This window comes from Maribacter confluentis, from assembly GCF_030505015.1.
Lineage (GTDB): Bacteria > Bacteroidota > Bacteroidia > Flavobacteriales > Flavobacteriaceae > Maribacter > Maribacter sedimenticola.
The window spans coordinates 1,400,470-1,423,773 of record NZ_JAUKUC010000001.1; the positions used below are offsets into that span (position 1 = coordinate 1,400,470).

Genomic DNA, 23,304 nt, shown 5'->3' on the forward strand with positions numbered 1-23,304 from the left:
CCTTGGAACATTAATACTGTGCCCCGTCAATATGATTTGAACGGGGCATATTTTTTAATACTTACCGACCTTTATATTCGAATACATTTAAATTAGAAACAACGCAATCAATGTACGGGAAGATACACTACAAAAGTGGCGCCCTCCCCAAGCGTACTAACGGCATGAATATGTCCTTGGTGGTTTTCAACTATCTTTTTACAAATAGAAAGCCCTATACCGGTACCGGAATATTCTGTTTTGGAATGTAATTTTTGAAATACCTCAAAAATGGTCTTTGCATATTCTGGCGCAAATCCAATTCCGTTATCGGCCAACGCAATTCTGTAGTATGCCGTAAAGTTTTTGGAAAATTTCTCCTGTATTTCCTGAGCATTCACCTGCGTAGATGAAATAGTGATGATTGGGTCTACATCATTCTTTCTGTATTTAATGGAATTGCTGATTAGATTGGCAAATACCTGCTCTAATTTAAAGGCTATCCCTTTTACCTTTGGCAAATGGCCATTGCTTATTTTGGCATTGGTTTCTTTGATCAGCTGTGAAAGTTCATCGGTTACCTTACTCACCACCCCGTTAAGATTTACTTCTTCAAATTCACCATCCTGTCTTTCAATACCACTATAGGTCAACAGATTTTGAATGAGGTCTCGCATCCTTAGGGCCGCAATCTTTATTTTTTCAAAATAGACCACAGATTTTTTAGGCAGGGATTCCCGCGCATCATCCTCTATACGGGAAATGAACACCTGAATTTTTCTTAACGGCTCCTGTAAATCATGACTAGCCACCCTACTAAAGGATTCCAATTCCTCGTTGCTCAACTTTAGTTTATCGTAACTGTCAATTAATTGATTGTCCTTCTTGACTTGCTCGGTTATATCCTGTACAATGCCCACAGAGACCGGTTGATTTTCTATCTGTATAAATCGCCCATTAATATTAAGGTGCAATACCTTTTTATCCTTCGTGAGTATTCGTAATGTAGATATGGAAGAGGTTCCGTTTTCAATGGTTTCAACACATAAGGTATCATAATCTTCCCTGTCATCCGGATGAACCATATTCCGATAGTTCTCCAAGGTAATGGGAAAACTATTGGGCTCATACCCTAATAGCCTATAAAAATTATCCGATATGGTTACCGAGCCATCATCTAAATACCATATATAACTGCCAATACCTGCTACGATTTCCGCTTCCTTAAATATCGTATTCTGCAAACTAAGCTCCTCATTAAGCTCATAAAGGGCTTTTTCCGTTTTTTTAATATTGGTGGTATCCCATGCCGTATTGGTAATACCTCCACCAGATTTTACAATGGTGTTGCAAATAGTCTTTGTACTATCTGCAAAGGCATATTCACTTTCATGCTCTTGGGACTCTCCGGTTTTATAGCAGTGTTTCATAAGGTCCAAAAGACCATTTTCTACTACCATAGGGTACATTTCCACCAAAGTTTTACCAATATTTTCAGCTTGATCGCTTCCTGTAACTTCCTCAATGGCGTTAGAGGCGTACACAAATTTGAAATCAATTACTTTACCGTGGCCATCTTTAATGGGTTCAAAATGACTGATTACATTATTGGAACTTTTATAGACACCCTTTAAAAACGTTTCTGTCTCCTGCAATTTTTTATTCTGTTCAATAATATGGGCATTAACCTTGGTAATCTCCCGTTTTTGACTATAAATACTAATAAAACCAATGACAAATATGATCATTGATGTAATAGCTACCAATAAAGAGGACAATGGTGTTAAGAATGATTGGGATGTAAACTCTTCCCTTCTGGAGACCATTAAATAGTTTTCCTCGGACAACATATTCTTTTTGATTACCTGGGCCTTGTTCACAATTTTGGAAATACGTTCCAAACGATCTAGCTGGGGCTGTTTATTGGCAACTTCCGTACTGTCCAATATAGGTGTTACCGGTAGTTCAGATATCATGTCGTTCCTCAGTGCCCTTAATACCTTTACCCTTTCCTGTTGGGAATCATTGTCCTTGGTCAACGCTTGTAAACGCTCTAGCCCTTGGTCAATTTCAATTATGACCATATCGCCCAAGTTTTCTTGATCTTGTTGTATTTGCGCTTTTAGCTGAATGGATTCCAGTAATAAAAAATTTGAAGATAATTCTACTATGGCGCGCTGTACATCAAGCGTGTGGGTTACCTTCTCCCCAGAACTATAAAGCCGCTCTACCTGTTTATATCCTACACCGGCGGTATATAGCAATAAGGCCGCAGCCAGAATCAATAAAAATACATACGTTTTGGTAGAGGCTAAAATTCGTTTAATGTCCATACGTTTAGCTATAAATGAAATTATCCCTAGTTAACTCCTTATCGCTCCGGGACCAATCTATCCTTAGTATATTATGTATAATTTCCGTCAATTTTTTAAAGGAATCCGGCTTAGTCACATATAGGTTCGCGCCTTCGGCAAATGCACTTTCAATATCAGTAGAAGATGAAGATGTAGAATATATAGCCACTTTTATTATATCCAAATGGTTATTGGAACGAATTTCCTTTAGACACTGAAGACCATTGATTATTGGCATGTTCAAGTCCAAAAAAATCAATTTTGGCAAAATGGGTTGGTTTAAGTTCAGGAACTTCAAAATTTCCTGGCCATTCTCAAAAAGAAAGAGTTGTGTAGCTATGTTAATTTCTTCTATAGCTTCTTCAAAAAAGGACCTATCATCCTCATCATCATCTACCAAAGCTATATGTAATTTATGTTCTTTCATCTATACGGGGGTTATTGCTAAATGTAGTCGATTATCTATTATATAGCTATTTAATACTCTATTATATTTACGTAAATCCTCATAAAAATGTTCATTTAAACCAAAAAATTAAAGGAATATTTAGATTTTGTAATTGTTTATAAACTAAAATTCAAATTCACAATTGAATCCCACAATTTACCAATGTTCAATTTAAATGAAAACTATCCTATTTTGGTCAATATCCACAATGCCGATACCCCAAATATCATGTGTGCACAAATCAACTGAACAAAAAAATAAACCAAATTGATTTCTGGTGGATCGGAATGTTTTTTAAACATAATCGTCCATCCCAGTACACCTATGATACCTAGAAAAAATCCTAAAACCACTCCAGAAATCAATACGCTGAATTCCTTGGCGTAATTTATATAAAAATACAGACCCATGGCCATAAGTATCCCAATTGCCAAATGTATGGCCCATCCCCTAATGTCATTATCCTCAGCATTAGAATCAAATGTACCGCAACGATCGATCAATTTATTTAGAAGATGCGCCTCATTAAATTTATGACCGCTCACTTTTTCCAAAATATGGCTAAAAACGGTCATTACCATAGTTCCTAATATTCCAGACAATATGATCAGTATTACGTCCATACCCATGCTAAAAAGATATCCAAATATAAAAATCATACAAAATTTTATAATGTGTGCATAGCAATATCAATTGAACAAACAATTCATGTGAATGTGCTAAAAGTTGAGCGATTATCATTAAAGGCATATCATTAATGCTACTAACTTTGCTAAAACGCACATAACGTTGCGACTGTCTTTTTGTTAATAGCCCTCTAAAAAATGCGTATGCGTATGGAAGAACTTATAGGAACATTCGCTGGATTTTTTACTACCGTAGCTGCATTGCCACAAATATATAAAGCATGGCGCTCCAAGAAGGTTGATGATGTTTCTCCAAAAATGTTCTATATCATTACTATTGGTGTTTTTCTTTGGACCATATATGGCATATTAAAGGCCGATGTTCCCATAATCGTAACCAATGGAATATCCGTAGTACTAAATTGTACCATGCTCGTATTGATCTACAGATACCGTACGGTGTACAATGGATAATTTAAAGGGCCACGCTTCTTAATTGGCTGTTCTATTTACGTACAAATTAAAAATACAATATCATGAAAACATTATTTGATACTACTTGGGAAAATGTACTCTTAATCATTGCTAGCGCTATTGGTATTTACCTATCAATTATAATCTTGACAAGAATAAGTGGCAAGCGTAGTTTTTCAAAAATGTCCAGTTTTGATTTTGCGATGACCGTTGCTGTAGGTTCCATTGTAGCTACTACCATTTTATCGTCCTCCGTAAAATTGATCGAAGGCATTGTTGGTCTGATAGCCATTTATGGGTTACAAATTTCCATTGCGTTGGCACGTAGAAAAAAAAGCATACAAGAACTTGTTGACAATTCTCCCCTATTATTAATGGATGGCGAAAAAATTATCGATGCCAATCTTTTAAAGGCAAGGGTTACGGAGGGCGACCTTCGTTCAAAATTACGTGAGGCAAATGTAACGGACCTACAACAGATTAAAGCGGTGGTTTTTGAGACTACGGGAGATATTTCCGTATTGCACAAAAAAGATGACAAACCCCTTAGCTTATGGATTATGCAAGATGTAATGAGGGCATGAAACATATTCAAAAGAAGTAATTTTCTTGAAACGACATAGACACCTTTTTCTTAAAAAACAATCGTAAATCCTTTACCGTTCAACTTCATTTTTTTTGAGTTATTCCAAAGTAAAATCCTGTTTTAATTTTAGATTATTAAAAAATACAGGGTTAACGAGATCTCTAGCATAATTATATAATTAGAACGATATAACCCAAGATGCCTCTTAACCTTTCATAACTAAAAATTAAACAATGATAGATATTGATATAAAAAAAAGTGAAGAACAGGCTAAACAACCTGGCAACGAACACAAGATGGACCCTACCCCCATTACCATACGAGAAGATTATAAGGGGAGCGAAAAATTGCTTGGCAAAATAGCCTTGATTTCTGGCGGTGATAGTGGAATAGGTAAAAGTACCGCATTACATTTTGCTAGGGAAGGCGCCAAGATTGCCATCATCTATTTTAACGAGGATGAAGATGCGAAACAGACCAAAAAAGAAGTTGAAGCCGAAGGTAGTAAATGTCTATTGCTTAAAGGAGATGTAAAGGACGAGGAGTTCTGTAAATCTGCCATTACAAAGACCATTTCACATTTTGGAAAATTAAATGTTCTTGTCAATAATGCTGCCATGCAATTTCCTGCTGACCGATTGGAAAACATAAGCTCGTCCAATTTTCAAAAAACCTTTGAAACGAATATATACGCTTATTTCTATTTAGCCAAGGCGGCAATGGCTCACCTTACCGCTGAAGATACCATTATTAACACTACATCCGTAACGGCATACCGTGGTTCTGAACATTTAATAGACTATGCTAGCACCAAAGGAGCCATAGTTTCATTTACGCGAAGTCTTTCCAAGGCATTGGCATCAAAAAACATTAGGGTTAACGCTGTTGCCCCGGGCCCAATTTGGACCCCACTTATACCAGCAACTTTTGAGGGAGAAGACCTTGAAAATTTTGGTAAGGATGTACCCTTGGGAAGGGCAGGACAACCGGCTGAAGTAGGTCCGGCTTACGTATTTTTGGCCAGTAAGGATAGTAGCTACATGACAGGACAGGTTATTCATATCAATGGCGGAGAAATAATAGGGGGTTAACTTAAAATGGCATGGAATTATGGGAACAATCGATAATGATGATTTTCTAATTTTTATGGCGGAGGACGATACCGACGATCAGCAAATTTTTACGGAAGCTATAGCAGAGGTAGACCAGAATATCCGTATTCAACTTTTTGATAATGGAGAAACATTGTTACACGAAATGGATACGACCTCTACATTACCAAATATCATATTCCTAGACTTGCTAATGCCCAAAAAAAATGGAGAGGAATGTCTAAAGGAATTGCGGGCCAACAGTTCCTTTGACAATATCCCCATTGTGGTTTATTCCAATCTGTATGATATAGATAGAATATCCAACTTATTTGAATGGGGTGCAAATAGATATTTGCATAAACCGGCCTCGTTTAAAATTCTTACAACTGCTCTAGGTAGAACCATACACTCTATTAAAAACAATAGTTTAGGTGGCACAGCCATTATACATTATGCCGATTAAATGAGGTATTTAAATTACGTATTGAGTCATCATTTGAGTTAATTGGGATACAAAAAAAATAGTATTTTTTTTATATTGCAAAGCAATTGAGCTAAATGACGACCTATTAATTTGTTAACATTAAAAAAAATTACATACAATTCTTTACCCCACAAAAGCGTTTAAAATGTACAATTGTTAGTTACTATGAATCAAACCCTCATAAATGTTTACCTCGCAGATGATGATAGCGATGACAGAACATTCTTTTCTGATGCCTTGAAAGAAATACCAATTAAAACCAAAGTCTCCGAATTTAATAACGGTGTTGACTTAATGGCCGATTTGGTATCCGAAAACGAAACACGGCCAGATGTTATATTTTTAGACCTTAAAATGCCAATGATGGACGGTTTTGAATGCCTGGCGGATATCAGGGAACTGCCTCAGTATATAGACACACCGATCATTATTTACTCAACATCCTACCACCCAAAGGAAATTACGCGATTAAAGGAAATGGGTGCTTCGTTATATCTTCAAAAACCATCATCTTACAATCAGCTAAAGACATTATTGCATAAATGTTTAAGCTATATTAAAAACACTTCCAAAAACGAAACTGCAGAACCTGAGTTCGTGATATCTATTTAAATTTCAATTACCGCATTCATTTTCTATACAAACTTTAGTATATTTAGTTAATAGTAATACAAATTAACGTTAAGGCTATTGATAATGGTTAACTTTGTGGGCTAGATGTAAATATCTTGTTATAGATAAATCCAAAATAAAAGAATGCACGAATTAACTTATCGTTCCACGGCCAAGTCCAACCTCACAAAAGATGATTTAGAAAATATTCTAACGACCTCAGTTGCCAACAATAAAAATTTGAACATTACAGGGTGCCTAATCTACCACAAAGGTATGTTTGTACAAACCTTACAAGGCGCAAAAAATCACATTTTTAATGTGTTTAACAATATTGAATCCGATATGCGCCATGATGAGGTAAATTTATTATGGGAAGGTTCAGCAACTAAAGCGGTTTTTGACGGATGGCACATGGCCTATTATTCACCTGATGAAAAAACGGATGACGTAGAATTAAAGGTATTTGAAAACAATCTATTAATATTATCCTCCTACCACAACAATGATTCCGCTTCGGTAAGATTGTTCTGGAAACAAATAAAATCCTTAATATTTGAACATTGATTTTAATATAACTATAAAAAAAGCGCCAACTATGATATAGTTGGCGCTTTTGCATGTCTGTCCTTTATTTTAAATTATGCGGATAACGATACTTTTCTAGTATTCATTAAATAGGCCTTAGGCGTACAATTAAATCGATTTCTAAATATTTTAGAGAAGTAACTTCTGCTCGTAAAACCAATGGTATATACAATTTCAGAAATATTTAAATCTGAAGTCTGTATCAATTCTTCTGCTAGAACCAATCTTTCATTTCTAATAAAGTTGGTTACCGTAGTACCTTCCATTATCTTAAATCCTTCCTGCAATTTAGTTGGGGATAACCCATATTCCCTACTTAAATAGGTGACGGTATAAGGATATTCTGGTTTTCTTTTAATTGCGTTCACCGCTTCCTCTATTCTCAATAACTCACTTTTGGTTAAAATGGTAGACACTTGACCTTCATTATTGATATCTTCTCTACACTGTAAAATTTCAAGTGCCAATGTAAAGCTCACAATACCATCAATAAGTAATTTTCTAACCAAACCTTTTTGGTGAATAGAGCGTATCTGTAACAATTGCTCCTTAATTTTCAAGTTAAACGTACCAATATGCTCATAACTGTCTTCATGTAAGAAAGAAGAAAACAACTGCTGGTATAGGTCACTGCCTTTTTGTCCTTGAATTTTTGGGGCATCGTCCTCAGAAACCCTGATAATGGCAATATTAGATTTTGTCCCCTCTTTCAATTTTATATCAATAGTATCGTTTTTACCACCGATCAACACGGTTTGCAAAGCTTCCACTTTTAAGGACTTAGTAGTACCGTAATTACGTTGTACGGTAAAATCACCTTCTAAACAATAGATGAAATATAAACATCTATGACCGTTCATTTCAAGGGAAAAATTAAAGTCCTGGGCCAAACTTAAATCGTATTCCGTATAAGAGATTCCAGATTCCAACGCTACCGTCTGTATACGGCCGGTTCCTTTTTCATTATCGTATTGAAGAATACGATCTCCTTCAAAACTAGAAATACTTCCTCCTAATACGTTATTAAAATAATTTAACTGGTTGTGGACTACTTGCATAATAATGGTTTTTGAGAATTAATAATTAATGTATTATTAGTCGTGCTCATTTTTGTTGGCACACCCATATCCTGTGGAGTGTTCATGGTATTCAACTTGCTCACCATCTTTTTTCTTACCATGCCTACTCTGGCGTATTGTAGATTTTTCATAACTGACTAATATTTCTGTTACAAATATCTAGGTATTGATGGGGTTTTATGTTACATCATTTTAAGAATGAGTTACACAATTTTAAGATTGGCCAATTAAATGAGTAAGACTGAAGAAATAATGAACTCAAATAAGTACGGGCAAATACACGATAAACTCAGCGCCAACGTTGGGTTTGCCCTTGGCCATAATGGCACCGTTATGCGATTCTACAATTTTTTTACAGATAGATAACCCTAATCCCGTACCGGTAAATTCGTTTTTGCCATGCAAGCGCTGGAAAATTTCAAAGATTTTATATTCATATTGCGCTTCAAAACCAATACCATTGTCCAAAAACTGCAATTTTACATAGACATCACTACTCAAACTCAATTCTTGGGGCATTTCATTTTTAGAAATTATGGTACTCTTTATCTGTATGTTGGGTTTCTTATTCGGTTTTATATATTTTAAGGAATTGGAAATTAAATTGGTAAACAATTGTTCTAACTGAAATTGCACTCCATTGACAATGGGCAAGTCGTCAGCACTAATTTGTGCCTTCAGTTCATTGATACGTTCTCCCAGATCATCCAAAACATTGTCCAATACGTCATTTAGATTTACGCTTTTGGGCAATTCTACCACTTCCTCCACTTTGGAGTAGGACAGTAAATTGTTGATCAAGTTTCTCATACGGTCAGACGAGGATTTTACCTTTTCAAGATATCCTTGGGACTTTTGGTTCATACGTCCCTTTTCCTCATCGCTCAACCTACTAATGAACATTTGAATTTTTCGCAATGGTTCCTGTAAATCATGACTGGCCACCCTGTTAAAGGCCTCCAGGTCAGAATTGGTTCTTTTAAGCTCCGCATTTCTGGCCTGTAAATTGGATTCTATTTCAATTTGCCGGGTAACATCCCGTATAACACCAACCATATACCAGTTTACATCCTTCTTAAAACATTCTCCTATGGTATTTAAATACTTTATTTCCTTTGTTTTGGTCAATATCCTAAAGACCAGGTCCGTTCTACCTTTGTGTTCACGAGCGTCCCTAAACCCTTTTTTTACCCTTTCTACATCATTTACATGGACAAAGGAAAGTAGACGTTCATAATTAGATTCAAATTCATTGGGTTCATACCCGAACAAGCGATACACGTTGTCCGAATAATTTACGTCTGTTTTTGCCAGATTCCATCTAAAGCTTCCAATATTGGCTACAGACTCCGCCTCTGTCAATAATCTGTTCTGAACAAAAAGTTGTTCCTCATATTCTTTTTCCCTAGAAACATCTTTGGAAAACAACACAATCCCATCATTCATTTTTATGGCCCTATTGCTGAACCAAAAATCTTCATCGTTAAAATGGTACTGCTTTAGAAATTCTACATTTTCTTCCGTGGTGTAACATTCCCTTAACAACTGTAGTACCCCATTGGTACTATTCTGAGGATAATATTCCAATAATGTCTTGCCAATAATCAAACTAGGTTCTTCCCTAGTGATCTCCACCATTCTATTATTAATATATTCTATTTTAAAATCTTCTATTACACCATTGGCATTATAGGTAGGCTTCACATAACAAATAATATTATTAAAACTATCCAGAACACTATTGTTGATAATACCTCCCAACTCTTGTTCATTGAAAATGCGCTTATCATTGGCACTTTCCAAAAAGCCCGCATTGGTCTTTAATATGTCGTTTTCTATATTATACAAAAACGTTAACACAACTCCTTCCCCATTGCCTTTTAGTGTAGCATAGGTATACCCTGTTTGCTCTGCCAATGCTGCGTATAAGGGAATGTTTACGTGGTCTTGGTTTTCAAAAACCTTTTGCAATACATTTTGCAACCCCTCTATCAACGACAACTTTTCTATTTCGGCAATTGTATGGTTGACCAAGGTGTTTTTAGATGAATCCAATAGCGTTTGTGCTGCAACATTGGCATATACTATCTTGAAATCTATATCATTACTATCCTGTGAATCAATAGGCATTACATATACTATTGCGTCCTTGGAATCGTCAACAATATTTTTCAAAAAACTCATGCTAATTAAAATTTGGATATTCTAAAAGTAAGCGAAGAATAACAATCAACTACGAAATACGTAAAAATGATTTAAAACGACTAATGCTAAAACTAAAAAAGTTGTTTCTATGGAAACAACTTTCATTTATTCTTTAGGATAAAAATTAAACCTTCAATAAAAAGTTTTCTTTCTTAAAATCATTTAAGTGGTACGACCAATTCATTTTCACCACTTGCTTTAACGACTTTTTAAGTTCGTTGAAACTAGACGGTTTTTTTATATAGATATTGGCTCCTTTCTCAAAAGTTTCCTCTATATCCCTTTCCGCAGAGCTCGTGGAATATATGGCTACCATAATATCCTTTAAATGGGGTGTACTGCGTATAGCCTCCAAACATTCAAAACCGTTCATGATCGGCATATTCAAATCAAGAAATATCAGATCCGGTAAATTTTCCGTTTCCTTGTTTAAATATTCCATACAGCTTTTGCCGTTTTCAAGTAAATGCAATTGGGTATTTAATTCTATACCTTCTAGGGCATCGGCAAAAAACTGCCTATCATCCTCATCATCATCTACAAGAAGTATTCTTAATTTATTCATTTCGTTGTTTTAGGTATTGGCTGAAGAATTCTTCTCCTTTTTCTTTTTAAACTTTAAATATTGGGTAATGGTAAGCCCAGTCACTTTTTTAAATTGATTTGATAAGTGTGGTACACTACTGAAATTTAATTCATAGGCAATCTCGCTCAATTTAGCATTCTCCAATAATACCATTTCCTTAACTTTCTCAATACGCACTAATATATAAAAATTCTCAATTGAAGTGTAGGTCTGACTAGAAAATTGATTGGATAGATAGGAATAGCTGAAACCTAACTGATCGGTTAACCGATCAGACATTTTTATGTTCCTGGTATTCCCTTGCCTAACCATCTCCCTAACGCACAATTTTATGTCCTCTACCAAATCAAGATCATTTTTTGACCGCAATTCAATGGAAAAACGTTCTAGACTTTCTTTAATAAGCGCTAGATTTTCCTTACTTAAATTTTCGGTAATCTTAATTGTCCTACCCTCAATGATTTCATAATCAATTTGTACTTTACCCAAAATTTCCGCGATTAAAGCGGAAACAATTTTATCAGGGTCAAATACTAGATTAAATTCCATTCATTTTAAGTAAACTAATTCTACTTTAATTCGGCTAAATTATCCATTTTGGCAGTAATAACATAACAATTTCAAGTTAAACATTATCTTTAATGAAGAAAGTTGATGCATAAAAGAATTAGCATTTTAAATTAATCTTATATTTGAATATGCCGTTGGAAAAATCCTTTCAAAGAAATATAGAAGACATACAATCTATTGATGTCCTCCCTACCATTCTAAATGTTATCAGGGAAACTACTCAAATGGGATTTATTGCCGTTGCCAGGGTTACCCAAGAAAAATGGTTGACCTGTAGCGCATTGGATAATGTCAATTTTGGACTAAAACCGGGTGATGAACTGGTAGTGGAGACAACCATTTGCCATGAAATAAGACAGGCAAATAAACTTGTTGTCATAGACCATGTGGAGACTGATCCTTATTTCCGCAACCACCCTACCCCGTTGCAATATGGTTTTCAAAGCTATATCTCCGTTCCCATAATCTTAAAAAATGGTGACTTTTTTGGCACCTTGTGCGCTATAGACCCTAAACCCAATAAATTGAACAATGACAAGGTAATTGGCATGTTTACGCTATATGCAGACCTTATTTCCTTTCATTTACAGGCCATAGAAAACTTACGGGCAATTCGCCAGAAGGTTAGACAACAAGATGTGCGCTTAGAAGCTTTTGAATTTATATCAAGTCATGACCTTCAAGAACCGCTACGTAAGATTCAGACATTTTCAACGATTATTCGTGAACGGGAGGCCAATAATCTTCATCCAAACGTGGCCACTTATTTTAAGGGAATTGAGCGCGAAGCCAATAAAATGCGTAAAATCCTTAAAGACCTATTGGACTACTCCGAAACAGAGGAATTTGTTGATCGTTTTAAGACCACCCATTTAGAGAAAATAGTACAGCGGGCCATTACCCGTATTCAACAGGACCTTACCGCATGTGGGGGCACCATATCATTGACCAGTATGGAAGAGGTAAACGCCATACCCATACAATTGGAACAATTGTTTTACGGCCTATTGGCCAATTCAATTGCGTATAGATGTCCCAATAGGCCCTTAACCATTTCCATTGCATGTACTTCGGGCAAAGGTGGCGCATTTAATGTAGAGGGACTCAATAACCAAACTACATATTGTATGGTTACAGTAAAGGATAATGGTATTGGTTTTCAACAAAAATATGCCGAACGTATCTTTGGAATGTTCAAAAGGTTAAATGCTGATAACAATGACAAATCTACAGGTATTGGCCTTGCCATTGCAAAAAGGATCGTAGAAAACCATCATGGGCGCATTTTTGCCTATGGGGAGCCTGACAAAGGTGCAACATTCAAAATATTCTTGCCCCAGGCCTAATTATTTTTAATTTACTAAACCATATTTTTTAAGGTTTTATCCTTTATGGATTTCCGGTATAAAAATTTGAAATACCGATCCAACATTGGGCTCTCCAGTTGCACTGATATACCCATTATGGTTTTGCACTATTTTTTTAACGATAGCCAATCCTACCCCGGTACCTACATAATCTTGTTTTCCGTGCAAGCGTTGAAATACTTCAAATATCTTATCGGAAAATTGATTCTCAAACCCAATACCGTTATCGGTAATGGTTATTTTGGCATATTTGGTATTCTGTTTCAATACTAGGCCTGAAATTATTAGCTCATTGACAATTTCGCCCTTTATGGTAATAATTGGCGCAACATCTTGTTTTGAGTATTTTAAGGAATTGGAAACAAGGTTGTACATCAACTGCCTAAATTGAAATGGCACTACCTCTAGGGAGCAACTTTCCTCTACCGTTACCTGTCCGTTTTTTTTCTTGAATTCTTCCGCTAAATCATTTTTAACCTCATCAATAATATGTTGCAATTCAATTTTCTTGAATATCCTTTTTTCGGTATCGGCTCGGGAATAGGCCAAAAGATCATTGATCAACGATTGCATTCTATTGGCTGCGGATTGTATCTTTTCAAACTTGTCCTTACCTTTTTTAGAAAGGTTATCCATTTCCTTATCCAACAACACCTCTGCGAACATTTGTATTTTTCTAAGCGGCTCCTGTAAATCATGACTGGAGATATAGGCAAAGGACTGCAGTTCCTTATTCATTTTTTCCAATTGAATATTACTGTCCTCAAGCTCCCTAGTACGTACCTCTACCTCACTCTTCAGATTATTGGCAAAACACTTTTGCTGCTCTATATTCATAGCGGTTCCAATAAAACCCTTTAGTTGTTTGTCCTCATATCTGGGCACGGCCAACACCTTAAACCATTCAAATTGATCGGTACTTGCATTTTTGACCCTGTATTCCAGGGCAAAATTTGCCTCGTTACGCACAGCTTCCCCAAAGCCATCATAAACTAACTTAATATCATCTGGGTGTACCATTGACTCCCAAGTCTGCCCCGTAAAATCTGAGGACCGTCCTAATCCTATATATTTTAAAAGTTCTTTGTTGGCATATTCCACATTAACTTGCGCATCGGTTATCCAAATCCAAACTGGGGATAAATCCGCAATTTCACGAAATCGCCGCTCACTTTCCCGTAATTTGTTAGCGGCATTTACTGCTTCTGTTGTATCCGTACAAACCGTGAGGACTCCAGCAATATTACCGGATTCGTCCTTTACAGGACTATAACTAAATGTCCAATACACATCCTCTAACTGACCATTTCTAAAAATTGGAATAAGTTGATTTTCCCTCCAAATAGATTCCCCCTTTTCTGTGACCGAATGAAGTAATGGTGCAATGTCGTCCCAAATTTCCGGCCAAGCTTCCTTTCCGCTCATTCCTAAAATAGATGGATGTTTTCCATTTATTCCCAAACTTGGCCTATACGCATCATTATAAAAACATTTTAACTTTTTACCCCAGAACAAAAACATGGGAAAAGGAGAATTCAACATAATGCTTATGGTCGTCCTTAAAGTCTGGGGCCATGTTTCGGGAAATCCAATGGGTGTTTTTGACCAGTCCCTGTTGCGCATTAACTGACCCATTTCACCACCATCTTCCAAAAAATAAAATTCTTTATTCGTATCGGTCATTAAGTTTTAATTTTTAATTCGGACATAGGTTTCCCGTTAAAATCAAATTTAAAATTAAGTCAATTGGTGTACATAAACCTACTTTATTCTAAAAATAAATTGGATAGCGTTAAAAATTTAAGCTATTGTTTTAGAGCTTGTGGAAGAGTAAACTTTTACTGATAATATCCATAATTGGATGGGTTTACAACTATAAAAATAAATAACCATAAGCATTGAATCAACCAACATTTTAACTCTTAAAAATTTTTAATTCAAGTGTTTACGTAATTTTTTGTTGCAATGAAGAACATATCAAAAACAAAATTTTAGCATTCCACTAATACAAAAGATCATGATTATAAAACAATTTCAGGACAAACCTTTGGCTCATTATTCATATGCCATTTTAAGCAATAAAAGTATTGCTCTTATAGACCCAAGTAGAGACCCAAAACCCTATTATAACTTTGCCGATGAGCACAACGCACATATTACCGCTATATTTGAAACCCACCCCCATGCAGATTTTGTTAGTGGACATTTACAAATTCACAAAGAAACTAAAGCCACCATATATTGTAGTAAATTGATAGGGGCGGATTACCCCCATGAAAGCTTTGATGAAGGTGATGTTCTAACAATGGACGAAGTAAGGTTTTCCGCTGTGCATACACCAGGGCATTCTCCAGACAGTATATCCATAATAGCCCAAAAAGAAAATGATGTCCCTGTATTGTTTACCGGTGACACTTTATTCGTGGGCGATGTGGGCAGACCGGACCTTAGGGAAAAAGCAGGCTATAAAAAAGCGAAACGTCACGAGCTGGCTAAGGCAATGTTCAACACCATAAAAACAAAATTTAATCACCTTCCTGATGAAACCCTAATTTATCCCGCCCATGGTGCCGGATCACTTTGCGGCAAGAATATGGGTTCAGAATCATCAAGTACGCTAGGGAAGGAACGGGAACGGAATTGGGCATTTAAAGATTTATCGGAACAGGAGTTTATAGACCATTTATTGGACGAACAACCATTTATACCGTCTTATTTTGGATTTGATGTAGACCTCAACAAAAAAGGTGCGGAAAATATGGAGAAAAGTATTTTTGACATTCCTTTTTCCATGAACGTTGATTGCAGTGGCAATAAACAATTAGTTATAGACACTAGGGATGAGACGGATTTTAAGAACAATCATTTGCCAAATTCCATAAATATAATGGCACGTAATGAGGATGATAAGATAGAAACCTGGCTAGGAGCCCTTGTAAAGCCTAACGAGAAATTTCATCTTATTATAGAAAAAGCCAATCAAAGAAAACATATATTATCACGTATTGCCAAAATTGGGTACGAAAGCCAAATGCTTAGCATAATGACTTTGGGTGATGCCGTTAGGGAAAAATCTAAACGGTTTAATTTAGAGGAATTCAGAAAGAATACGCATGAATACACTATCGTTGATATCCGTAATAAAAGTGAATTCAACCAAGAACAATATTTTGATAATGCCATCAATATACCCCTTGACGACTTGCGGGACACTATAGATGAAATTCCTACGGACAAACCCATTGTGGTGCACTGCGCAGGAGGTTACAGAAGTGCCGCAGGCTTTAGTATTTTAGCCAAAAACGTAACCCAAACCAACGTTTTTGACCTAAGTGACAACGTAAATGAATTTAAATAGCCTTTAAAAACATAAAATTTCAAAAAAGCTTCAATTTTGACCAAAAACGATTAAAATTATACAAAAAAGCATTAAAAAGAGTCAAAAAACTCACAAAAAGCGTCAATTTCTTGGATTTTAACTTAATTATACTATGTTATACATTAATTCAAAAGCACGCTATGCGACAATTAAAAATCACGAAACAAATAACTAACCGCGATGCCAAATCTTTGGAAAAATATTTTCAGGAGATCAGCAAAATAGATTTAATCACCGCAAATGAAGAAGTGGAACTGGCTAGAAAAATTCGTGAAGGAGATCAAAAAGCGCTGGATAAATTGGTCAACGCCAATTTAAGGTTCGTGATTTCTGCCGCCAAGCAATACCAAAACAGGGGATTACGACTTACAGACCTCATCAACGAGGGCAACCTAGGATTGGTAAAAGCGGCAAAACGCTTTGACGAGACCAGGGGATTTAAATTTATATCCTATGCCGTTTGGTGGATCAGACAATCCATTTTACAAGCACTTTCCAAAAAATCGAGGGTTATACGTTTGCCCCAGAACAAGATTGCCACCAATTCCAAAATTTATCAGGTTTATTCTACCCTGGAACAGACTTTTCAAAGACCACCCAGCCCCGGCGAAATTGCATCTGAACTTGATATCGATGTTTCCAAAGTTAAAAGTTCCATTAATTCCTCGGTAAAACACGTTTCCTTGGATGCACCCTTTAGGGAAGGAGAAACCGCCAGTTTACATAATGTCATTGAATCCAATGACATGGACACTCCTGATAAAGCGGTTATTCACGAATCATTGGAAACCGATATTGACGAAGTCCTGAACAAAATTCCAGAACGCCAGCGCGATGTCATCAAACTTTATTTTGGACTTGAGGGACAACCTCCTATGAGCCTTATTGAAATTGGCGAAATTTTCGATGTCACACGTGAGCGTGTCAGACAAATAAAGGACAAAGGTCTACGGGCGCTAAGACGTAAAACCAATACCGAAGTGCTTAGGGCATACCTGTAAATTAGACCGTAATGTGGTTCTACAATTGCCGCAAAGCAGCTTTACCCAATTTTTAATCATTATAACACAAGCTTAACATGCCATATTTGGTGATGGATGGGCTAATGTTATGTTACAACAAGAAATGAAAACATGAAACTTATTTATATAAAAAGAGAGAGTATTATCAAGGAACTGTATAGAACAAAGACCGGAAGAAAAAATTCCAAGGTCACTTCTATTACAAGATATTTCTTGGGAATACCTATTAAAAAAATCCATAGCTATCAACAAATTTATCATAAGCGCAAGAACAACGCAATAGAGAAAATGCTATTCATTTAATCGAAAATATATTTTATCCATATAATCATTAGAATTCATGAAGATACTAGTAATAGGAGCTGGAAACATGGGGTTGACGTATGCAGAAGGCATGTCTAAATCAAAATTACTTAAGAAAAGAAATATCATGGTGCTAGACACCTCTGAGGAAAAACTCGAGGAATTAAGGAATAATCCACAGTTTGATGCCTTTGACGATTTAAAGAAATGTGCCCCACAGGCAGATATCATCTTTATTGCGGTAAAACCGTACCATGCAGAAAGTGTTTTCCTAAAATTGAACCCGTTGGTAAAACCTGGCCAAATACTCATTTCCATTATGGCCGGTGTCACCATAGATACCATTAAACATCTTACGGGACTCACCAAGATTGTAAGGGCAATGCCCAATTTACCTGCACAGATAGGTAGGGGACTTACTTCTTTTGTGGCCTCTGAGGATGTGTCCAGAATAGAACTGTTGACCATTGAAAGCCTTTTGGATACCACAGGAAAATCTGTTTTGGTAAGCGATGAAAATTTTATCGATGCCTCTACCGGAATTTCCGGAAGCGGACCGGCATATGTATTTTACTTTATGCAAAGTATGATGGAAGCCGCCCTAAAAATGGGATTTACCCCAAACGTCTCCAAAATTTTGGTGGCACAGACCTTTACAGGGGCCATTGAGCTTTTCAATCAAAATGAGCTATCCCCAAATTCTTGGATGGACAAGGTGGCCAGTAAGGGTGGTACTACCCGTGCGGCACTGGATTCAATGGAAAACAACAATGTAGGTGAATTAATAAAGGATGCGGCTTTCGCTGCTTTTGAGCGTGCCGTGGAACTAGGAAAAGAAAAAGTACATGTATAAACAAAAGATAGTTATAAAGGTAGGTACCAATGTAATGACCAATAAGGATAACCGTATCGTTAGACCGGTTCTGCGCAATTTGGTACAACAGATTGCAGAATTGTATGAACAGGATATTATTACCGTACTTGTATCATCTGGTTCTGTTATTGCAGGTAAGGAGGTTTTGGGCACAAGTAGTATAGAACATGACACCAAGCGTAGACAGGTCTATTCCGCTATTGGACAACCCCGCATGATGCGCCATTACTATAACATTTTTAACGATTATGGTATGAAATGCGCACAGGTATTGCCCACAAAACGGGATTTTACTCCTGGGGTACACCGGCAGAACATGATCAATTGTGTAGAGGGGCTACTATCGGAAGGGGTTATACCCATTGCCAATGAGGACGATGCGGTTTCGGTAACCATGAGTATGTTTTCGGATAATGATGAGCTGGCAAGTTTAATTGCACAGTTGATAGATGCGGACAAACTTATTATACTTACCGATATTGACGGTTTATATACCGGTCACCCCAATGCGGACAACAGCGACCTTGTGCAGCATGTCAACCCAGAGGACAATCTGGATGATTTTATAAAGGACAGTAACAAAAAGGCGGGCGAAGGCCGTGGCGGTATGGGTTCCAAGCTGGACTATGCCCAACAGGCCGCTGCCAACAATATTCCTACGTTTATAGCCAATGGCAAAAAACCCCGTACCATAATAGATATTATAGAAGGAAAAAATGTGGGTACCAAAGTTACCCTCGAAGAAAAAATAGAAGCATAATGAAATTATTATCCACAACAATAAAAAACAATGTTTTACAAAGTATGGAGCGTCTTTTGGACGAAAACAGGACGGCCATTTTAAAGGCGAACAAACAGGACTTGGATCAATTTGATCTTGAGGATCAGGCCATGTACGATAGATTGATCGTTACCAATGCTAAAATAGATGCCATGATCACGTCCATTAAGGAGGTCAGGTCCCAGGAAGATCCTGTTGGACAGACAATTTCTTCCCAAAAATTGGAAAACGGATTGGATATCACGAACAAGACCGCACCGTTTGGCACAATTATGATTATCTACGAGTCCAGGCCAGATGTTACCATAGAGGCAGCGGTATTGGCATTCAAGGCCAATAATAAAATTTATCTAAAAGGTGGTAAGGAAGCCCTACATAGCAACAAGGCACTTACCAACCTATGGCACCGAGCATTGGAGGAAAACAACTTGTCTACCAACTATATTCAGCAATTGGTCCTCAATAGGCAGGAAACCCAACAATTTTTAATGAACCCTCCTGAGAAATTGGATTTAATCGTTCCCAGGGGCGGAGAAAGACTTATTGCGTTTGTAAAGCAACATGCCAATTGTGCCGTACTGGTCAGTGGTCGTGGAAACAACTTTCTTTTTATAGACGAAGATGCCAATTGGGAGCAAAGCGTTCAAGTAATCCTAAATGCAAAGACCGCAAAAATATCGGCGTGTAATGCCTTGGACAAAATATTGATAAGTTCCAATATTGAGGATTATGCCCATAAATTAAAGGACCTCTATAAACTGCTCTCCGCAAACGGTGTGGAGACCTTGGTAGATTCCAAAGTGAATGAATTCCTTACGGAGGCAGACCCTATTGAAGACCCAAAGATTTGGAAAGAGGAATTTTTGGCCATGAAATGCTGTTTGGGAGTTGTGGATTCATTAAATGGGGCCATTGAAAAAATAAATCATAATTCCGGTGGACATTCCGCAACCATCATGACTAAAAACAAGGAAAATGCATTGCAATTTATGGAAGAGGTAGATTGCGCGGCCGTGTACCAAAATGCTTCTACCCGTTTTACCGATGGGGGACAAATGGGCGTTGGCGCGGAGTTGGCGATCAGTACGGACAAATTGCATCACCGGGGCCCCTGGGCTTGAAACAATTGGTCACCAACAAATACTACATATTTGGCGATGGCCAGATCAGGGCATAACGAATTCACTCTTTCAAAGACTAAAAATCTATATTCATGTTCGAGAAAATTGAAAACATAGAAGGTGCCTTGGTATACCATGGCAATATGCATAACCGTATATATTTTACCGATGCGGATAATACGGACCTAAATACCTTTGTTCCAAAGATCAAGGCTCTTGCCAAGCAAAGAAATTATGAAAAAATCCTGGGGCGGGCACCAGAAAGCGCAAGAGGTGTGCTGCAATCCAACGGTTTTACGGTAGAAGCAAAAATTCCCGGCTTGTACAACGGTAGTATTGACGGCTATTTTTTGGCGGATTATGTGAAGAAGGAACGGCACATTAATGATGAAAAAAGCCGTAAGACCATAGATTCGGTTAAAACGATTGCCTTTGCGGCGAGCAAACCGCAGACAGACCCGCATTTTTCCATTCCATCCAAAACCACCATTAGAGAATTGGATGCCAAGGATTTTCCCTTACTGGAAGAATTGCATAGAAAAGCGTACAAATACCACCCCGACCAGATAAAGGATGTGGAGTATTTTCTAACGCTGCAAAAACTTGACCATAGCTTTTACGGATTGTTTGAAAATAATGAGCTTTTGGTATCCGCTATCTTGGATATCCATATACATGAATCCAATATGGAAATCGTGGATTTTGTGACCCACCCGGACTATAGGGGGCAAAACCTTTCGTACTTTTTGGTTCAGGATATCAAAAAGCAAATGAAATCCACCGGGTGCAAAACCGTTTATGCCATGGTAAGGGCTACTTCCTATGGGTTGAACATCACCTTTAGTAAACACGGATTTACTTTTGCCGGTACCCTGACCAATAATTGTATGGTGCGCAATACCATGGAAAGCATGAACGTATGGTATTATAAAAACGAGTAACATCAACATTTTACCCATGTTTTAATAGGGTATTTAATGGCTGGTATTTATTATGCCGCTTCCCCCGATCAAGTACTGATTTTGAATGAAAATTAATTCAAAATCAGTACTTTTTTATTATTGTCTCACTTTATGACAATAATCCTTTGTTTACATTGAATTTTATGCTTTATTTGAAAAATGCATTTAAATTTTATGAAATCAATCAATGAAAGGTTTAGAAAATAAGAATTTCATACCCAATCTTTCTTTTGACTGTGTAATATTTGGATTCAATGGTAAATTGTTGAAAATTCTTGTACTTGAATATCATAACACGGGATTTTTTGCGCTTCCGGGAGGTTTCATAGAAGTAGACCAAAGTATAGATGAGGCCGCAAAAAAAGGAGTCAAAGATCGTACGGGGCTGGACAATGTATTTTTGGAACAATTTCATGTATTTGGGGAAGTTAACCGTGCCGACCCTGAACATATGCGGAAGATACTGATTGCCAACAATGACTTCACAGAGGAAAATAAATGGATGTTGGATCGTTTCAATACGGTAGGGTATTACGCCCTGATCAATTATGAGGAGGTTTCCCCTGCCCCAGACCAATTTTCGGATAGTATTGGTTGGTATGCCATTGACGAACTTCCGGATCTAATGATGGACCATAATCAAATTGTGGAAAAAGCGTTGATCGTACTCCGCAACAATCTCAGTGAAAAACTGATCGGAATGAATTTATTACCGCCAAAATTTACAATGAAACAGTTACAATCTGTGTTTGAGGCCATATTGGACCAAAAACTAAGAAGAACAACTTTTCAACGTAAAATGCTCTCTTTGGATATTCTTGAACGACACGAAAAACTTTTTCAAGGTAAGGCCCACAAAGCCCCCTATCTCTATAGCTTTAAATAAAACGAAAACTTTATACTTAAAACAACACTTATGAAAACATCTATCTTAAACAACCTTTTAAAAGGTACTGCTCTAGTCCTTATTATGTGCGGTACCTTAACGACCTATGCACAGAAAAAATTTGGAGGCCTTGCCCTTTACACCGTTAGGGATGATATGGGTACGAATGCCAAAGCTACCCTACAGGCCGTAGCGGATGCAGGGTATAAAAATATTGAAGCCGCGGGCTATGAAGACGGAAAATATTATGGTATGACTCCGGCAGATTTTAAGGACTTGCTTAAGTCCCTTAAGTTAAAACCGATCAGTACGCACCAAAGCTCCGTTACCCTAGACAATGCAGACCAAATGATGGCAGATGCCAAGGCTGCCGGTTTCAAATATTTTGTCGTGCCTATTCCACCCATGGGGATGTTTACGTTCAACCAGGAAAGTAGGTCTATGGGTATGAACGGTACGGTTCAGGACCTGGCTCAAATTCTAACTACACTAGGTGAAAAAGCCAACAAGGCCGGTTTAAAACTATTGTACCATAACCATGATTTTGAATTTAAGAAAAATGCCGAGGGTATTGTACCTATAGATTATCTATTGGAAAATGTAGACCCTAAACTATTGAACTTTCAGATGGACCTGTACTGGGTTACCAAAGCAGGTGCGAATCCTATTGCCTATTTCCACCAATATCCCGGTAGGTTTAAAATCTGGCATGTAAAGGATATGGACGAGCAGGGTAGATTTGCTCCGGTAGGCAAAGGTAATATAGGGTTTAAGAATATTTTGGACAACAAGGAACTTTCCGGAATGAAATACTATATGGTAGAACAGGATATGACCTTTGACGGATTAAAACCTTTGGATGCCATAAAAATTAGTCATGATGGTCTAGAGGAGATCGGATTTAAATAAACGAAACACCTAATC

The 23,304-nt window shown here is 37.1% G+C and carries 24 protein-coding genes and 1 pseudogene; 16 read left to right on the forward strand and 9 right to left on the reverse strand.

Annotation, left to right across the window (positions count from 1 at the left end):
- Nucleotides 1–107: 107 nt before the first annotated feature.
- From Q2T41_RS06070 to Q2T41_RS06080, 3 genes are all read right to left on the reverse strand, one after another.
- Nucleotides 108–2,312 (reverse strand): ATP-binding protein, encoded by a 2,205-nt coding sequence (locus Q2T41_RS06070; protein WP_304435339.1) that lies wholly within the window; start codon nt 2,310–2,312, stop codon nt 108–110.
- 4 nt (nt 2,313–2,316) lie between these two features.
- The gene (locus Q2T41_RS06075; protein WP_304435340.1) at nt 2,317–2,760 is read right to left on the reverse strand and encodes a response regulator; all 444 of its coding nucleotides are present in this window, start codon (nt 2,758–2,760) and stop codon (nt 2,317–2,319) included.
- Between the two features lie 203 nt (nt 2,761–2,963).
- A complete protein-coding gene (locus Q2T41_RS06080) occupies nt 2,964–3,440 on the reverse strand; it encodes a hypothetical protein (RefSeq protein WP_304435341.1) in 477 nt (158 codons plus the stop codon).
- Between the two features lie 177 nt (nt 3,441–3,617).
- Here Q2T41_RS06080 and Q2T41_RS06085 point away from each other — a divergent pair, with 177 nt between their 5' ends.
- The 6 genes from Q2T41_RS06085 to Q2T41_RS06110 all read left to right on the forward strand — a co-directional run bounded on the left by Q2T41_RS06085 (nt 3,618) and on the right by Q2T41_RS06110 (nt 7,224).
- The gene (locus Q2T41_RS06085) at nt 3,618–3,881 is read left to right on the forward strand and encodes a SemiSWEET family sugar transporter (protein ID WP_304435342.1); all 264 of its coding nucleotides are present in this window, start codon (nt 3,618–3,620) and stop codon (nt 3,879–3,881) included.
- Nucleotides 3,882–3,943: 62 nt separating this feature from the next.
- On the forward strand, nt 3,944–4,465 hold the full coding sequence (locus Q2T41_RS06090) for a DUF421 domain-containing protein (protein WP_304435343.1): 522 nt from the start codon (nt 3,944–3,946) through the stop codon (nt 4,463–4,465).
- 235 nt (nt 4,466–4,700) lie between these two features.
- A complete protein-coding gene (locus tag Q2T41_RS06095; protein WP_304435344.1) occupies nt 4,701–5,558 on the forward strand; it encodes an SDR family oxidoreductase in 858 nt (285 codons plus the stop codon).
- 19 nt (nt 5,559–5,577) lie between these two features.
- Complete coding sequence (locus Q2T41_RS06100; protein ID WP_304435345.1) at nt 5,578–6,024, forward strand: response regulator; 447 nt, start codon at nt 5,578–5,580, stop codon at nt 6,022–6,024.
- 186 nt (nt 6,025–6,210) lie between these two features.
- Nucleotides 6,211–6,657: a response regulator gene (locus Q2T41_RS06105; RefSeq protein ID WP_089262591.1), complete on the forward strand. Its 447-nt coding sequence runs from the start codon at nt 6,211–6,213 to the stop codon at nt 6,655–6,657.
- A gap of 144 nt (nt 6,658–6,801) precedes the next feature.
- The gene (locus Q2T41_RS06110; protein WP_304435346.1) at nt 6,802–7,224 is read left to right on the forward strand and encodes a BLUF domain-containing protein; all 423 of its coding nucleotides are present in this window, start codon (nt 6,802–6,804) and stop codon (nt 7,222–7,224) included.
- 74 nt (nt 7,225–7,298) lie between these two features.
- On the opposite strand, the gene Q2T41_RS06115 is transcribed toward Q2T41_RS06110, so the two are convergent.
- From Q2T41_RS06115 to Q2T41_RS06135, 5 genes are all read right to left on the reverse strand, one after another.
- Nucleotides 7,299–8,303, reverse strand: a complete 1,005-nt coding sequence (locus Q2T41_RS06115) for a helix-turn-helix domain-containing protein (RefSeq protein WP_304435347.1) — start codon at nt 8,301–8,303, stop codon at nt 7,299–7,301.
- On the reverse strand, nt 8,294–8,425 hold the full coding sequence (locus tag Q2T41_RS06120) for a hypothetical protein (RefSeq protein WP_304435348.1): 132 nt from the start codon (nt 8,423–8,425) through the stop codon (nt 8,294–8,296). The genes Q2T41_RS06115 and Q2T41_RS06120 overlap by 10 nt, the downstream gene beginning before the upstream one ends.
- 157 nt (nt 8,426–8,582) lie before the next feature.
- Nucleotides 8,583–10,508, reverse strand: coding sequence for an ATP-binding protein (locus Q2T41_RS06125; protein WP_304435349.1), 1,926 nt, complete (start codon nt 10,506–10,508; stop codon nt 8,583–8,585).
- Between the two features lie 145 nt (nt 10,509–10,653).
- Nucleotides 10,654–11,094, reverse strand: a complete 441-nt coding sequence (locus Q2T41_RS06130; RefSeq protein ID WP_089262583.1) for a response regulator — start codon at nt 11,092–11,094, stop codon at nt 10,654–10,656.
- A 9-nt stretch (nt 11,095–11,103) separates the two neighbouring features.
- Entirely contained in the window at nt 11,104–11,664 is a 561-nt protein-coding gene (locus Q2T41_RS06135) for a helix-turn-helix domain-containing protein (protein WP_304435350.1), read from the reverse strand.
- A 149-nt stretch (nt 11,665–11,813) separates the two neighbouring features.
- On the opposite strand from Q2T41_RS06135, the gene Q2T41_RS06140 reads away from it, so the two are divergent.
- Nucleotides 11,814–13,031 (forward strand): sensor histidine kinase, encoded by a 1,218-nt coding sequence (locus Q2T41_RS06140; protein WP_304435351.1) that lies wholly within the window; start codon nt 11,814–11,816, stop codon nt 13,029–13,031.
- A 36-nt stretch (nt 13,032–13,067) separates the two neighbouring features.
- Here the strand turns inward: Q2T41_RS06140 and Q2T41_RS06145 are convergent, their stop codons facing one another.
- Complete coding sequence (locus Q2T41_RS06145) at nt 13,068–14,735, reverse strand: PAS domain-containing sensor histidine kinase (protein ID WP_304435352.1); 1,668 nt, start codon at nt 14,733–14,735, stop codon at nt 13,068–13,070.
- A gap of 334 nt (nt 14,736–15,069) precedes the next feature.
- Here Q2T41_RS06145 and Q2T41_RS06150 point away from each other — a divergent pair, with 334 nt between their 5' ends.
- The 9 genes and pseudogenes from Q2T41_RS06150 to Q2T41_RS06190 all read left to right on the forward strand — a co-directional run bounded on the left by Q2T41_RS06150 (nt 15,070) and on the right by Q2T41_RS06190 (nt 23,289).
- A complete protein-coding gene (locus Q2T41_RS06150; protein ID WP_304435353.1) occupies nt 15,070–16,410 on the forward strand; it encodes an MBL fold metallo-hydrolase in 1,341 nt (446 codons plus the stop codon).
- 161 nt (nt 16,411–16,571) lie between these two features.
- Entirely contained in the window at nt 16,572–17,432 is an 861-nt protein-coding gene (locus tag Q2T41_RS06155) for a sigma-70 family RNA polymerase sigma factor (RefSeq protein ID WP_304435354.1), read from the forward strand.
- A 132-nt stretch (nt 17,433–17,564) separates the two neighbouring features.
- On the forward strand, nt 17,565–17,756 hold the full coding sequence (locus Q2T41_RS06160) for a hypothetical protein (RefSeq protein ID WP_143815227.1): 192 nt from the start codon (nt 17,565–17,567) through the stop codon (nt 17,754–17,756).
- A 37-nt stretch (nt 17,757–17,793) separates the two neighbouring features.
- Nucleotides 17,794–18,609 carry a pyrroline-5-carboxylate reductase gene (gene proC, locus Q2T41_RS06165; protein ID WP_089262569.1) on the forward strand — a complete coding sequence of 272 codons (816 nt, stop codon included), beginning with the start codon at nt 17,794–17,796 and terminating at the stop codon, nt 18,607–18,609.
- Complete coding sequence (proB, locus tag Q2T41_RS06170) at nt 18,602–19,390, forward strand: glutamate 5-kinase (RefSeq protein ID WP_304435355.1); 789 nt, start codon at nt 18,602–18,604, stop codon at nt 19,388–19,390. Before proC ends, proB begins: the two co-directional genes overlap by 8 nt.
- Nucleotides 19,390–20,588, forward strand: a pseudogene (locus Q2T41_RS06175) (glutamate-5-semialdehyde dehydrogenase). Before proB ends, Q2T41_RS06175 begins: the two are co-directional and overlap by 1 nt.
- A gap of 36 nt (nt 20,589–20,624) precedes the next feature.
- On the forward strand, nt 20,625–21,473 hold the full coding sequence (gene ablB / locus Q2T41_RS06180; protein ID WP_304435356.1) for a putative beta-lysine N-acetyltransferase: 849 nt from the start codon (nt 20,625–20,627) through the stop codon (nt 21,471–21,473).
- 208 nt (nt 21,474–21,681) lie between these two features.
- Nucleotides 21,682–22,380 (forward strand): NUDIX hydrolase, encoded by a 699-nt coding sequence (locus Q2T41_RS06185; RefSeq protein WP_304435357.1) that lies wholly within the window; start codon nt 21,682–21,684, stop codon nt 22,378–22,380.
- A gap of 84 nt (nt 22,381–22,464) precedes the next feature.
- The gene (locus Q2T41_RS06190; RefSeq protein WP_304437410.1) at nt 22,465–23,289 is read left to right on the forward strand and encodes a sugar phosphate isomerase/epimerase family protein; all 825 of its coding nucleotides are present in this window, start codon (nt 22,465–22,467) and stop codon (nt 23,287–23,289) included.
- Nucleotides 23,290–23,304 lie beyond the last annotated feature (15 nt).